Source organism: Streptomyces sp. NPDC018833, assembly GCF_044390825.1.
Lineage (GTDB): Bacteria > Actinomycetota > Actinomycetes > Streptomycetales > Streptomycetaceae > Streptomyces.
In genome coordinates, this window is the sequence record NZ_JBIRZM010000017.1 from 72938 (window position 1) to 86267 (window position 13330).

General features: G+C 70.9%; 16 protein-coding genes. 14 read left to right on the plus strand and 2 right to left on the minus strand.

The window, feature by feature from the left end:
* Positions 1–3 precede the first annotated feature (3 nt).
* The 6 genes from alc (at position 4) to ACH5AF_RS28415 (ending at position 4146) form a co-directional block, all read left to right on the plus strand.
* Positions 4–1122: an allantoicase gene (gene alc / locus ACH5AF_RS28390; protein WP_398905447.1), complete on the plus strand. Its 1119-nt coding sequence runs from the start codon at positions 4–6 to the stop codon at positions 1120–1122.
* 202 nt (positions 1123–1324) lie between these two features.
* On the plus strand, positions 1325–1609 hold the full coding sequence (locus ACH5AF_RS28395) for a hypothetical protein (RefSeq protein ID WP_398905448.1): 285 nt from the start codon (positions 1325–1327) through the stop codon (positions 1607–1609).
* Complete coding sequence (locus ACH5AF_RS28400) at positions 1606–1992, plus strand: hypothetical protein (RefSeq protein ID WP_398905450.1); 387 nt, start codon at positions 1606–1608, stop codon at positions 1990–1992. Before ACH5AF_RS28395 ends, ACH5AF_RS28400 begins: the two co-directional genes overlap by 4 nt.
* 96 nt (positions 1993–2088) lie before the next feature.
* On the plus strand, positions 2089–2700 hold the full coding sequence (locus tag ACH5AF_RS28405) for a dihydrofolate reductase family protein (protein WP_398905599.1): 612 nt from the start codon (positions 2089–2091) through the stop codon (positions 2698–2700).
* 210 nt (positions 2701–2910) lie between these two features.
* Positions 2911–3843 carry a DMT family transporter gene (locus ACH5AF_RS28410; protein WP_398905600.1) on the plus strand — a complete coding sequence of 311 codons (933 nt, stop codon included), beginning with the start codon at positions 2911–2913 and terminating at the stop codon, positions 3841–3843.
* Positions 3844–3945: 102 nt separating this feature from the next.
* Positions 3946–4146 carry a hypothetical protein gene (locus ACH5AF_RS28415; RefSeq protein ID WP_398905452.1) on the plus strand — a complete coding sequence of 67 codons (201 nt, stop codon included), beginning with the start codon at positions 3946–3948 and terminating at the stop codon, positions 4144–4146.
* Positions 4147–4161: 15 nt separating this feature from the next.
* Here the strand turns inward: ACH5AF_RS28415 and ACH5AF_RS28420 are convergent, their stop codons facing one another.
* On the minus strand, positions 4162–4344 hold the full coding sequence (locus tag ACH5AF_RS28420; RefSeq protein ID WP_398905454.1) for a hypothetical protein: 183 nt from the start codon (positions 4342–4344) through the stop codon (positions 4162–4164).
* Here ACH5AF_RS28420 and ACH5AF_RS28425 point away from each other — a divergent pair.
* The 3 genes from ACH5AF_RS28425 to ACH5AF_RS28435 are packed head-to-tail and all read left to right on the plus strand — an operon-like array spanning position 4343 to position 6953.
* Positions 4343–4477 carry a hypothetical protein gene (locus ACH5AF_RS28425; protein WP_398905456.1) on the plus strand — a complete coding sequence of 45 codons (135 nt, stop codon included), beginning with the start codon at positions 4343–4345 and terminating at the stop codon, positions 4475–4477. The two genes, ACH5AF_RS28420 and ACH5AF_RS28425, sit on opposite strands and share 2 nt — an antisense overlap.
* 9 nt (positions 4478–4486) lie before the next feature.
* On the plus strand, positions 4487–5665 hold the full coding sequence (locus ACH5AF_RS28430; RefSeq protein WP_398905457.1) for a cytochrome P450: 1179 nt from the start codon (positions 4487–4489) through the stop codon (positions 5663–5665).
* A gap of 52 nt (positions 5666–5717) precedes the next feature.
* A complete protein-coding gene (locus ACH5AF_RS28435) occupies positions 5718–6953 on the plus strand; it encodes a cytochrome P450 (protein ID WP_398905458.1) in 1236 nt (411 codons plus the stop codon).
* A 146-nt stretch (positions 6954–7099) separates the two neighbouring features.
* Here the strand turns inward: ACH5AF_RS28435 and ACH5AF_RS28440 are convergent, their stop codons facing one another.
* On the minus strand, positions 7100–8104 hold the full coding sequence (locus ACH5AF_RS28440; RefSeq protein WP_398905460.1) for a Gfo/Idh/MocA family oxidoreductase: 1005 nt from the start codon (positions 8102–8104) through the stop codon (positions 7100–7102).
* A 101-nt stretch (positions 8105–8205) separates the two neighbouring features.
* On the opposite strand from ACH5AF_RS28440, the gene ACH5AF_RS28445 reads away from it, so the two are divergent.
* The 5 genes from ACH5AF_RS28445 (at position 8206) to ACH5AF_RS28465 (ending at position 13276) form a co-directional block, all read left to right on the plus strand.
* Positions 8206–8979, plus strand: a complete 774-nt coding sequence (locus tag ACH5AF_RS28445) for a GntR family transcriptional regulator (protein WP_398905461.1) — start codon at positions 8206–8208, stop codon at positions 8977–8979.
* A gap of 121 nt (positions 8980–9100) precedes the next feature.
* Positions 9101–10096: a sugar ABC transporter substrate-binding protein gene (locus ACH5AF_RS28450; protein ID WP_398905462.1), complete on the plus strand. Its 996-nt coding sequence runs from the start codon at positions 9101–9103 to the stop codon at positions 10094–10096.
* Positions 10097–10380: 284 nt separating this feature from the next.
* Positions 10381–11397 (plus strand): sugar ABC transporter substrate-binding protein, encoded by a 1017-nt coding sequence (locus ACH5AF_RS28455; RefSeq protein ID WP_398905464.1) that lies wholly within the window; start codon positions 10381–10383, stop codon positions 11395–11397.
* Positions 11394–12458, plus strand: coding sequence for an ABC transporter permease (locus tag ACH5AF_RS28460; protein ID WP_398905466.1), 1065 nt, complete (start codon positions 11394–11396; stop codon positions 12456–12458). The genes ACH5AF_RS28455 and ACH5AF_RS28460 overlap by 4 nt, the downstream gene beginning before the upstream one ends.
* Positions 12455–13276 (plus strand): ATP-binding cassette domain-containing protein, encoded by an 822-nt coding sequence (locus ACH5AF_RS28465; protein WP_398905467.1) that lies wholly within the window; start codon positions 12455–12457, stop codon positions 13274–13276. Before ACH5AF_RS28460 ends, ACH5AF_RS28465 begins: the two co-directional genes overlap by 4 nt.
* Positions 13277–13330 lie beyond the last annotated feature (54 nt).

Here is a 13330-nt window from a genome sequence, read left to right on the forward strand (position 1 = left end):
ACCGTGTCCGCTTCCCTTCCCTCCTTCACCGGTGACGCCAGCCCCTACGGCGGCGGCGACCCGTACGCCGACTACCGCACGGCCGACCTCCCCTTCACCCGGTACGCCGACCTCGCCGACCGCCGGCTGGGCGCGGGCGTCATCGCCGCCAACGACGAGTTCTTCGCCGAACGCGAGAACCTGCTCAAGCCCGAGGCCGCCGAGTTCGACCCCGAGCACTTCGGCCACAAGGGCAAGATCATGGACGGCTGGGAGACCCGCCGACGCCGCGGCGTCTCCGCCGCGCGGCCCCACCCCACGGACGAGGACCACGACTGGGCGCTGATACGCCTCGGCGCGCCCGGCGTCGTGCGCGGCATCGTCGTCGACACCGCCCACTTCCGCGGAAACTATCCGCAGGCCGTCTCCGTCGAGGGCACCTCGGTGGCCGGGTCCCCCTCGCCGGAGGAACTCCTCGGCGACGACGTGAAGTGGACGACGCTCGTGACGCGCACTGCCGTCGGCGGCCACGCCGCGAACGGCTTCGCCGTCGACACCGAGCAGCGCTTCACACATCTGCGCGTCAACCAGCACCCCGACGGCGGCATCGCCCGCCTGCGGGTCTACGGAGAGGTCGCGCCCGACCCGGCGTGGCTGGCCGCGCTCGGCACCTTCGACCTGGTCGCGCTGGAGAACGGCGGGCAGGTCGAGGACGCGTCCGACCGCTTCTACTCCCCGGCGACCAATACCATCCAGCCCGGCCGTTCCCGCAAGATGGACGACGGCTGGGAGACCCGCCGCCGCCGCGACAAGGGCAACGACTGGATCCGCTACCGGCTGGTGGAGCAGTCCGAGATCCGCGCGGTCGAGATCGACACCGCCTACCTCAAGGGCAACAGCGCCGGCTGGGCCGCCCTGTCGGTGCGTGACGGCGAGGGCGGCGAGTGGCGTGAGGTGCTGCCGCGCACCCGGCTGCAGCCCGACACCAACCACCGCTTCGTGCTTGCCGCCCCGGTGGTCGGCACCCACGCCCGCATTGACATCTACCCAGACGGCGGCATCTCCCGGCTGCGTCTGTTCGGCTCCCCGACCGCGCAGGGCACGGCCCGCCTGACCGCCCGCCACCAGGAGCTCGGCGGCTGACGGCCGCCGGGGGGCGGGGAGGCACGACGCCCTCCTGGCCCCCACGCGGGGCGCACCGGCCGACAGCAACGGTGCGCCCCGCGCCCGGGACGCGGCCGACCGTGTCACGTCGGGCGCCCGGGTCACGCGGCCACGCCGAGCGCCCGTGGCGTCCGTACGCAAAGCACTGCCACATGGGTATTCCGGTCGGTATACTCCCGGCATGGACACCACGATCAAGGTTGACTCCAGAACGCGCGACCGGCTCGCGGCCGTCGCACAGGCCCAGGGGACGACGATGCGGTCCCTGCTCGCGGAGTTCGCCGAGTCCACGCTCACACCGGAAGAGCTGAAGGAGCGTGCCGAGCGCACGCGCGCTTTCCTGGAGACGGAGTTCGGGCATCGTGTGGACGAGGCTGAGTCCGGTGCCCTGCGAGCCAGGATGCGCGCGGCCCAGACGGCCCACCGTGACGCACTCCGAGCGCCCGGTATCGGTGACGTCGCGTGAACCTGGACCACTTCGTGCTCGACACCGAGACTCTCCTGGCGCTCGGCGGCAACAAGCAGGTGTCCGGCCTGATCCACATCGCCGCAGGTGACGGATCCGTGAGGCTCTGGGTACCGATCGTCAGCGCCCTGGAGGCCGAGCGGCAGCGGGCGGGAGTCATCGACTGCGTCGGGATCCTCGACACGCTGCACACTCTGGACGCCGACTACGAGTGCGCGCACGCGTTGGCCCAGCTGCATGCGGGCGGTGTCCCCTTCGGAGTCGCGGCCGCGGTACACGCCGCCCATCCGACGATCAGCCGCCCCGAAGGAGCGCTGGTGGCGACCGTCGTTCCTGACGCGTACGACGGACTCGGAGTGCCGGTGATGGACCTCAACCGCTGACGGACGCTCCCGAGAAGGGCGGCCGATGAGTTTTCGGTGCCTGTGCGGTCTGCCCTGATGACCGAGACCACCGACTCCGAAAGCGCAGGCACCGTCATGGCAAAGCTCAGCCTCACCCAGTTCATCTCCCTCGACGGCGTCTACCAGGCACCCGGCGGTCCCGAAGAAGACACCAGGGGTGGCTTCGGGCAGGGCGGCTGGTCCGTGCCGTACGGGGACGAGGACTTCGGCCGGTTCATCAACGAGGTCTTCGAACGGCCCACCGCCTTTCTGCTCGGCCGCCGCACATACGAGATCTTCGCCGGCTACTGGCCCCTGCAGAAGGACCAGACCGACCCGGTCGCGACGAAGCTCAACGCCCTGCCGAAATATGTCGCGTCGACCACGCTCGACAGCGCCGACTGGTCCGGCACCACCGTCCTCCGCGGCGACATGGCCAAGGAGGTCACGGACCTGAAGGAGCGCACCGACGGCGAGATCCAGATGCACGGCAGCGGCCACCTCGCCCAGTCCCTCATGGCACATGACCTGATCGACACGCTCCACCTGCTGTTCTTCCCCGTCGTCCTCGGCAAGGGCCTGCGGCTGTTCCCCGAGGGCGCGATGCCGACCGCCTTCCGGCACGTCGACGCGAGGACCACGGCCTCCGGCATCGCCATCCACACCTACGAACTCGCCGGCCGCCCCGAGTACGGCAGCTACGTCTGACGCAGCTACGTCTGACGCAGCCAGGTCCGGCACAGCTACGTCCGGCACAGCTACGTCCGACACGGAACCGCCGGCAACGGGCTGAGCCCGACCCCGCTGCGCGCCAGAAACATGTAGCACCCACACGTACGGGCCCGATACGGTGATCGCTCCGTGAGCGAGCCACCGACGCCTCCCCACGCCTGTCCCCCTCAGACGCTGGAGATCCAGGTGTCGTCCGTCGCCGTCCCCGTTCCCGTATCCGCACTCGCACCGCGCCGCGCATGGCTCACCGATCTGCCCGTGCTCCTCGTGGCCGTGGTGTGGGGCGCCAGCTATCTCGCGGCCAAGGGCATCACCACCACGCACACCGTCGTCGCCGTACTGGTCCTGCGCTTCGTGCTCGTCGTACCGGCGCTCGTCGTCGTGGGCCGGCGCAGGCTGCGGGCCCTGACCGCGGTCCAGTGGCGCGGGGCCGGGCTGCTGGGACTCGTCCTGGGCGCGATCTTCCTGCTGGAGACGTACGGCGTCGTGCACACCTCCGCAACCAACGCCGGTCTCATCATCAGTCTCACCATGATTTTCACGCCCCTCGCCGAGGCGGCCGTGACCCGGCAGCGACCCGCCCGCTCCTTCGTCGCAGCGGCCGGGGTCTCGGTCGCCGGGGTGGTGCTGCTGACCCAGGGCGGCGGCTTCACCACTCCCTCCCTCGGCGATCTGCTGATGCTGCTCGCCGCTCTCGCGCGCACCGTCAACGTCCTGGCGACGGCCCGTATGAAGTCCCTTCGCGGCGTTGACCCGCTGTCGCTGACCACCGTGCAACTGGGCGGAGCGGTCGCGGTGTTCGCCGCGCTGGTCGCCGTCCCCGGAACGGGGGCGACACCGTGGTCCGTTGCCGTCGGATTCGGCCCGCGGGAATGGGCCGGGCTGCTCTTCCTGTCGCTGTTCTGCACGCTGTTCGCGTTCTTCGTGCAGACCTGGGCCGTACGCCGCACCTCGCCGTCGCGCGTCAGCCTCCTCCTCGGCACCGAGCCGCTGTGGGCGGCCGCGGCCGGCATCGCGATCGGCGGCGAACGCCTGGGCGCGGCGGGCCTGCTCGGCGCCGGCCTCGTCCTCGCGGGGACGACATGGGGGCGGCGCGCCGCCGACCGGACGCAGTGTTAGGCCCAACCGCCCTGCCATCCGACGTGTACGGCATGGACTTCCGTACCCGCGTCGCCCTACGGATCCAGGGCAGGGGCGCCTTGCCCTGCTGGGGCGGCCGCGGTGCTCTGGGTGTGGTGCGGCGTGCTGCTGACCACGCCGTACGAGACCGACCATGAGTCCCTGTCGCCGACCGGCTGCGGGGCCCGCATGTTCACCGAATGGGGCACGGCCAACGAGGCGAAGCGGCGGGACCGTGCGAGGACGAGCGGGACCCGCCCCAGGGTCGTCGCCGTGCTGGGGCTTTCGGTGCCCTCGGCGTGATCGTGGCCGCCCTCTTCACTGGAGCGGCGTGAGTGTCGGCGCGCCGGGAGCGCGGCCGGGTTCGTCCTGAAGGACACCGCACCCGCCGAGATCGTCGCCGCGGCGGCCGGCGGCGCCCGCCGAGCGCCAACGGGAGGTGGCGATCGCCGTCGGATGACAGGGCCGCTCGAACGCCGAAATCGCGTCGATGCTGCGCATGAGCGGGCCGACCGTCACGAGCCATGTCTCGCGGATTCCAGCTGAGCCGGGGCTCAACAACCCTGTCCAGATAGTGCTGTTGGCCCATGACGCCGGGTGCCTGGACGAGGACCGTCCCCGAAAGTCGCCGTAGTCTGGGACGATGACGATCTTCGACCTCGCCGAGTTCGGTGCGGACTTCACGGCAGACCCGTATCCGTACTACGCACGGCTGCGGGAGGCCGGGCCCGTCCATCAGGTGCGCGGCGCCGACGGCAGCCGGCTCTGGCTGATCGTCGGCCACGAGGAGGCGCGCTCGGCACTCGCCGACCCACGGCTGTCCAAGGCACCGGGCACGGTGGGCGCGAGCATGCTCGACGAACAGGTCATCGGATCCAACCTGCTGGTGCTCGACCCGCCCGACCACACCCGGCTGCGCAAGCTGGTCACACGCGAGTTCACCGGCCGGCGCGTGGAGGCACTGCGTCCCAGGATCCAGCAGATCACCGACGAGCTGATCGACGCCATGCTGCCGGCGGGCCGCGGCGACCTGGTCGACGTGCTCGCCTTCCCGCTGCCCATCATCGTCATCTGCGAGCTGCTCGGCATCCCGACCGCCGACCGCGACGACTTCCGCAAGTGGTCCAACGAGATCGTCGCCCCCACCAGCCCTGAAGGTGAGTCGAACGCGGTCCACCGGCTGCGCGCGTACCTGGACGAGCTGATCGAGGACAAGCGCTGCGCCGGGCCGGCCGACGACCTGCTCTCCGCTCTGCTGTGCACCCGAGACTCGGACGACGACCGCCTCTCCGCCACCGAGCTGCGCGCCATGGCCTATCTGTTGCTCATCGCGGGCCATGAGACGACGGTCAACCTGATCTCCAACGGCATACGCGCCCTGCTCACCCACCCCGATCAACTCGCCGAGCTGCGTGCCGACTTCTCGCTCCTCGACGGGGCCGTGGAGGAGATGCTGCGCTACGACGGCCCGGTGGAGAACGCGACCCTGCGCTTCAGCGTCGCCCCCGTCCCGTACGGCGACACCGTCATCCCGCCCGGCGAGATGGTCCTCGTGGGCCTCGCGGCGGGCGACCGCGACCCGGCCCGCTATCCCGAGCCGGACCGCTTCGACATCCGCCGCGACACCCGGGGCCATCTGGCCTTCGGCCACGGCATCCACTTCTGCCTGGGCGCGCCGCTGGCCCGGCTGGAGGCCCGTGTCGCCATCCGCTCCCTGCTGGAGCGCTGCCCGGCGCTCGCCCTCGACGAGCCCGCCTCCGCGTACGAGTGGCTCCCCGGCCTCCTGATGCGCGGCGTCCGCCACCTGCCGGTGCGCTGGTAGTCCGGTGTGACCGACGGCCCCGCACACCACCTGACGATGTGAGAGGAACGCCGTGACCACCGAATCCGCCACCGTTGATCTCGCCGCGCTCGGCGCCGACTTCACCCGCGACCCTTATCCCGTCTACGCCGCGTTACGCGAGCGGGGCCCCGTCCACCGGGTCCGGCTGCCCGAGGGGCACGAGGCATGGCTCGTCGTCGGTTACGAGGCCGGGCGCGCCGTCCTCGCCGACAACGCCCTGTCCAAGGAGTGGCGCAACGCCGCCCCCGATCTCGGCGCCTCGCAGCTGTCGGCCGGGATCACCATGCTCACTGCTGACCCACCCCGGCACACGCGGCTGCGCAAGCTCGTGGCACGCGAATTCACCATGCGGCGCGTGGACCAACTGGCCCCGCGCGTCCAGCGGATCACCGACGAACTGCTGGACCGCATGGGGCCCACGGGCCGTGCCGACCTCGTCGACGCGTTCTCGTTCCCGCTGCCCATCGCCGTCATCTGCGAACTGTTGGGCGTGCCCTTCCTCGACCAGGACTCCTTCCGGCGCTGGTCCAACACCGCCCTGGCCGCCACCGACCGCGCCGAGCGGGCGGCGGCGGCGGGGGAACTGGCGCGGTACCTGGCCGACCTGCTCGCCGAGAAGCGCGACAAGCCCGGTGACGACCTCATGAGCGCGCTCATCCACCGGGCCGACGGGGACGACGGGGACGACGACGAGGACCGGTCGGCCTACGGGGACGACGAGGCCCGGCTCGGCGGCGACGAGCTGATGGGCATGGCGTGGCTGCTGCTGATCGCCGGCCATGAGACGACGGTCAACCTGATCTCCAACGGCGTCCTCGCGCTGCTCACCCACCCCGACCAGCTCGCCGAGCTGCGTGCCGACTTCTCGCTGATGGACGGGGCCGTGGAGGAGATGCTGCGCTACGACGGGCCGGTGGAGACCGCGACGTACCGCTTCACGGTCGAGCCCTACGAGATCGGCGGCACGGTCGTTCCCGGCGGCGGACAGCTGGTCCTGGTCGCCCTCGCGGACGCCGATCGCGACCCGGCCCGCTATCCCGAACCGGACCGCTTCGACATCCGCCGCGACACCCGGGGCCATCTGGCCTTCGGCCACGGCATCCACTACTGCCTGGGCGCGCCGCTGGCACGTCTGGAGGCGCGTGTCGCCATCCGCTCGCTGCTGGAGCGCTGCCCGGACCTCAGGCTCGACGCGCACCCGGCCGCGCTCACGTGGCGCACGGGCACGCTGATCCGCGGCCCGGAATCCCTACCGGTCCGCTGGTGACCCCGGGGGGCGCCGCCACCGGGCCCCCGCGATTCAATCGCCGGCGGGGCCGTTCGTCAGCCTGTCCGGGGCCCCGGGCGAAACCCAGTGCGAGAACGCCGCGCGAAGCGCGGTACCAGGTCTGGGCGAAGCCCCGGCTCAGGGGCTCAGCCCGACGGGATCTCCTCCAGGCGGACCGGGCGGTGTTCGCGGCGCGAGAGCTCGCAGGCCTCGGCGACCCGCAGCGCCGTCAGCGCCTCATGGCCGTCGCAGGCGTTCTCCGTCTCGCCCGCCACGAGGCGGATGAACGCGTCCAGCTCCGCCTCGTACGCGGGGGCGAAACGCTCCAGGAAGCCCGGCCAGGGGTTGTCCACCGGCGGCAGGCCCTTCGGTTCCGTGGAGCTGATCGGCGTACGGTCGTCCAGCCCGACCGCGACCTGGTCGAGCTCCCCGGCCAGCTCCATCCGCACGTCGTAGCCCGCGCCGTTGCACCGCGTCGCGGTCGCCGTCGCCAGCGTCCCGTCGTCCAGCGTGAGCAGCGCCGCCGCGGTGTCCACGTCGCCCGCCTCGCGGAACATCGCCGGGCCCGCGTCCGCCCCGGTGGCGTACACCTCGACGATCTCGCGTCCGGTCACCCAGCGCAGGATGTCGAAGTCGTGGACCAGGCAGTCCCGGTACAGCCCGCCGGACAGCGGCAGGTACTCCGCGGGCGGCGGCGCCGGGTCGGACGTGATCGCCCGTACGGTGTGCAGGCGGCCCAGGCGGCCCGAGCGCACCAGCTCGCGGGCCGCCGTGTAGCCCGCGTCGAAGCGGCGCATGAAGCCGAGCTGCAGCTCCGTGCCCGCCCGTTCCACCTCGCGCAGCGCCGCGAGCGTCCCCGGCAGATCCAGGGCGATCGGCTTCTCGCAGAAGGCCGGCAGCCCCGCGCGTGCCGCGCGGGCGATCAGATCGGCGTGCGCGGCGGTCGCCGAGGCGATCACCACCGCGTCCACTCCCCAGGAGAAGACCTCGTCGGCACTGGGCGCGGCCGTGGCACCGCAGCGGTCCGCCGTGCGCACGGCACGCGCCGCGTCCGTATCCGCCACGACCAGTGAGCCGACCTCGCGATGGCGGCTCAGTACCCCCGCATGAAAGCTGCCGATACGTCCCGTGCCGATCAATCCGATGCGCATGGCCCAAAGGTGGAGGCGGTGCCGCCGCCTGTCAAGAGTTTGTCCTGACAACCGAACCTCACGACTTCCCGTCAACTTGGCGTGCGACTACGCTCCCCCACGTGCCCAAGCAGCCCAGTCACGAGACGGAACCGGCTCTCTCGCTCCAGTTGAGCGTCGACCGCACCAGCCCGGTCCCGCTCTACTTCCAGCTCTCCCAGCAGCTGGAAGCGGCCATCGAGAGGGGGGCGCTGACCCCTGGCACTCTCCTCGGCAACGAGATCGAGCTCGCCGGCCGCCTCGGCCTGTCCCGGCCCACCGTCCGCCAGGCCATCCAGTCCCTGGTCGACAAGGGCCTGCTGGTGCGCCGGCGCGGCGTGGGCACCCAGGTCGTGCACAGCCAGGTCAAGCGCCCGCTGGAGCTCAGCAGCCTCTACGACGACCTGGAAGCGGCCGGACAGCGGCCCGCCACGGTCGTGCTGAACAACGCCGTGGAGCCCGCGAGCGCCGCGGTCGCCGCCGCGCTCGGCGTCGCCGAGGGCAGCGAGGTCCGGGTCGTCGAGCGGCTGCGCTACGCCCACGGGGAGCCGATGGCCCGGCTGCGCAACCACCTCCCCGCCGGGCTGCTCGACTGCGACACCGCCGCGCTGGAGTCGACCGGTCTGTACCGGATCATGCGCGCGGCCGGGATCACCCTGCACAGCGCCCGCCAGTCCGTCGGAGCCCGCGCGGCCGACGCGGCGGAGGCCGAGCTGCTGGGCGAGGAGACGGGGGCGCCGTTGCTCACGATGGAGCGCACCACCTTCGACGACACGGGTCGCGCGGTCGAGTTCGGCTCGCACCTCTACCGGGCCTCGCGCTACGCCTTCGAATTCCAGCTCCTGGTCCGTTCCTAGACACTGCCCGGTGAGCCACCGTCGCGTAAGAATGTTCGGACAAAGTCTTGACTGGCTTGCGGGCCCGCCGTAGAAACTCATCCAGCCGCAACCCGGCGGCGGGGTAAGGAGGCGGACCCACATGCGCACAACCCGCACGGCAACAGCCCTGCTCGCCGCGAGCGCCCTGGCCGTCCTCGCCGGATGCAGCAGTTCCGGCGGCAAGGAAGGCAACGAGAAGCCCGCCGCCGAAGGCGGCGGCGAGGCCGCGAGGACTCCCAGGATGAAGATCGCCATGGTGACCCACTCGGGCCAGGGCGACACCTTCTGGGACATCGTCCAAAGCGGTGCGAAGGTCGCCGCCCGCAAGGACAACGTGCAGTTCCTCTACGCGTCGAACCCCGAGGGCAAGGAGCAGGCCCAGCTGGTCCAGACGTACATCGACCAGAAGGTCGACGGCATCATCGTCACCCTCGCCAAGCCCGAGGCCATGAGTGACGTCGTCAAGAAGGCCGTCGCCGCCGGTATCCCCGTCGTCACCATCAACTCGGGCGCGGAGTTCTCCCAGGGCCTCGGGGCACTCAGCCACATCGGCCAGGACGAGTCGGTCGCCGGCGAGGCGGTCGGCGAGGAGCTGAACGAGCGTGGACGCAAGAAGGCGCTCTGCGTGATCCACGAACAGGGCAACGTCTCGCTCGAAGCGCGCTGCGCCGGGGTGAAGAAGACCTTCCGGGGCACGGTGGAGAACCTGAACGTCGAAGGCACCAACATGCCCGCCACCACCTCGTCCATCGAGGCGAAACTGCAGAGCGCCAAGGACATCGACGCCGTCGTCACCCTCGGGGCGCCCTTCGCGGCCGCCTCCGTGAAGGCCAAGGACGGCGCGGGGTCGGACGCGGAGATCAACACGTTCGATCTCAACGCCGACGTGGTCAAGAGCCTCAAGGCCAAGGAGATCGCGTTCGCCGTGGACCAGCAGCCCTACCTCCAGGGCTACCTCGCCGTCGACGAGCTGTGGCTCAACAAGGTCAACCGCAATGTCATCGGTGGCGGCAAGCCCGTCCTGACCGGTCCCGCGCTCGTCACCGAGAAGGACGTCCCGGCGCTGGAGAAGCTCACCGCAGACGGCACCCGATGACGCACGCCGCCCTCGCCCCGCCGCCCTCCGCGGCGTGTCCCGCCCTCCTGGCCCGGGCACCCGCGGCGTGCCCGGTGCGGACCCGGCCGCCCTCCGCGGCGTGTCCCGCCCTCGTCGCCCGGGCATCCGCGGTGTCCCCCGTCCTCGTGGCCGGGGCACCGGCGGCGCACCCGATGACCGCCCCGCGACCAGGTGTGACTGATACTTGGGCGGCCGGGGCAGGTCGCTGCGACCCCCGGCCGCACAGGGCAGCACAGCGAGTACGGCAAGAAGGGCACGGCGTCGTGGCACGGGCAAGGACAGGGGTACGCGCACTGGGCGCGGTGCTGGCAGCGGTACTGGGAGCGAGCCTCGTGGGGTGCAGCAGCACCGGCGGCAAGCGCGCCGAGGACGCCCGCAAGGCCGCGCAGAACGCCCGCGGCGAGGCGGCGGTCACCACCCCGCGCTGGACCTTCGCCATGGTGACCCACTCGGGCGACGGCGACACCTTCTGGGACATCGTCCAGAGCGGCGCCGAGGAAGCGGCCGCCAAGGACGACATCAACTTCCTCTACGCCCACAACGACGAGGGCCAGCAGCAGGCGCAGCTCGTCGACTCGTACATCTCCAAGAAGGTCGACGCGCTCATCGTCACCCTCGCCAAGCCCGACGCCATGAAGGCCGTCGTCGCCAAGGCCCGCAAGGCCGGCATTCCGGTGATCACGGTGAACTCCGGCTCCGAGCAGTCCAAGGACTTCGGCGCCCTCACCCACATCGGGCAGGACGAGTCCGTCGCCGGCGAGGCCGTCGGCGACGAGCTCGACGCGCGCGGGCGGAAGAAGGCGTTGTGCGTCCTGCACGAGCAGGGCAACGTCGGCCACGAGCAGCGCTGCGCCGGGGCGAAGAAGACCTTCGGCGGCCGGATGCAGAACCTGTACGTCGACGGCACCAACATGCCCGACGTCCAGGCGTCGATCGAGGCCAAGCTGCAGGCCGACCGGTCCATCGACTCGGTCGTCACGCTCGGCGCGCCGTTCGCGGACGCCGCGGTCCAGGCGAGGAAGAGCGCCGGGTCCGAGGCCGAGGTCGGCACCTTCGACCTCAACCCCAAGGTCGCGGCCGGCCTGAAGGACGGCACCCTGGGCTTCGCCGTGGACCAGCAGCCCTACCTCCAGGGCTACGAGGCCGTCGACCTGCTGTGGCTGTACAAGTACAACGCGGACGTCCTCGGCGGCGGCCGGCCCGTGCTGACCGGGCCGCAGATCATCACCGAGAAGGACGCCGACGAGCTCGCGGAATACACGGATCGGGGGACCCGATGAGCGCGACCGCACCACCTGCCACACCCGGCAGGGCATCGCAGGAGACCGATGAGCGGCTGCTGCGCACCTCCCCGCTGCGCAAGCTGATGGGCCGGCCGGAGCTGGGCTCGGTCGTCGGCGCCGTCGCCGTCTTCGTCTTCTTCTCCTTCTTCGCCGACTCGTTCCTGAAGGCGTCCAGCTTCTCGACCGTCCTGTACGCCGCGTCGACGCTCGGCATCATGGCCGTGCCGGTCGCGCTGCTGATGATCGGCGGAGAGTTCGACCTGTCCGCCGGTGTCCTGGTCACCAGCTCGGCGCTCGTCTCATCGATGTTCAGCTACCAGATGACCGCGAACGTCTGGGTGGGCGTGGGGGTCTCGCTGCTCGTCACGCTCGCCATAGGCGCGTTCAACGGCCTCATGCTGACCCGGACGAAACTGCCGAGCTTCATCATCACGCTCGGTACCTTCCTGATGCTCACCGGTCTCAACCTGGGCTTCACCAAGCTGATCAGCGGCACCGTGTCGACGAAGTCGATCGCCGACATGGAGGGCTTCGCCTCCGCCAGGAAGCTCTTCGCCTCCGAGCTCACGCTCGGCGACGTGACGCTCAAGGTCACCGTCCTGTGGTGGTTCGTACTGATCGCGCTCGCCACCTGGATCCTGCTGCGCACCCGGTTCGGTAACTGGATCTTCGCGGTGGGCGGCGGCGCGGACGCGGCCCGAGCGGTCGGCGTCCCGGTCAACCGGACCAAGATCGGTCTGTACACGGGCGTCGCCTTCGCCGCCTGGGTCTCCGGCCAGCACCTGTTGTTCTCGTTTGACGTCGTGCAGTCCGGCGAAGGCGTCGGCAACGAGCTGACGTACATCATCGCGGCCGTCATCGGAGGCTGCCTGATCACCGGCGGCTACGGCTCCGCGATCGGATCGGCGGTCGGCGCGTTCATCTTCGGCATGACGAGCAAGGGCATCGTCTACGCCGAGTGGAATCCGGACTGGTTCAAGTTCTTCCTCGGAGCGATGCTCCTTCTGGCCACCCTGCTCAACGCATGGGTGCGCAAGCGTGCGGAGGCGACCTCATGAGCGCACTGGTGGAGCTCGACGACATCAGCAAGTACTACGGCAACATCCGCGCCCTCGAAGGCGTCTCCCTCCAGGTCCACGCGGGCGAGATCACCTGTGTGCTCGGCGACAACGGCGCGGGCAAGTCGACCCTCATCAAGGTCATCGCTGGCCTGCACCGGCACGACGCCGGCACCTTCTCGATCGAGGGCGAGGTCACCACCCTGAACTCCCCGCGGGAGGCGCTGGACCGCGGCATCGCCACCGTCTACCAGGACCTGGCGGTCGTCCCGCTGATGCCGGTGTGGCGCAACTTCTTCCTGGGCTCCGAGCCGACGAAGGGCACCGGCCCGTTCAAGCGCCTCGACGTGCGGACGATGCGCGAGACCACCCGGTCCGAGCTGCTGCGCATGGGCATCGACCTGCGGGACGTCGACCAGCCGATCGGCACGCTCTCCGGCGGCGAGCGCCAGTGCGTGGCCATCGCCCGCGCCGTCTACTTCGGTGCCAAGGTGCTGGTGCTGGACGAGCCGACCGCTGCTCTCGGGGTGAAGCAGTCCGGTGTGGTGCTGAAATACGTGGCCGCGGCACGGGACGCAGGGCTCGGCGTGGTGCTCATCACCCACAACCCGCATCACGCGTATCTCGTCGGAGACCGTTTCGTGCTGCTCAAGCGCGGCATCATGGCGGGGAGCCACACAAAGGACTCGGTCACGCTCGACGAACTCACCCGCCAGATGGCGGGCGGCAGCGAGCTGGAGGACCTCCGCCACGAGCTGGAACGGGCACCGGCGCCCGCCCGTCTCGGGGACGGCGCCCCCAAGGACGCCACCGCCTAGCGCCGGGCAGCGGCTCACCCACCGGCCCGCCGGATGGCAGAATCGGCCCCGGCG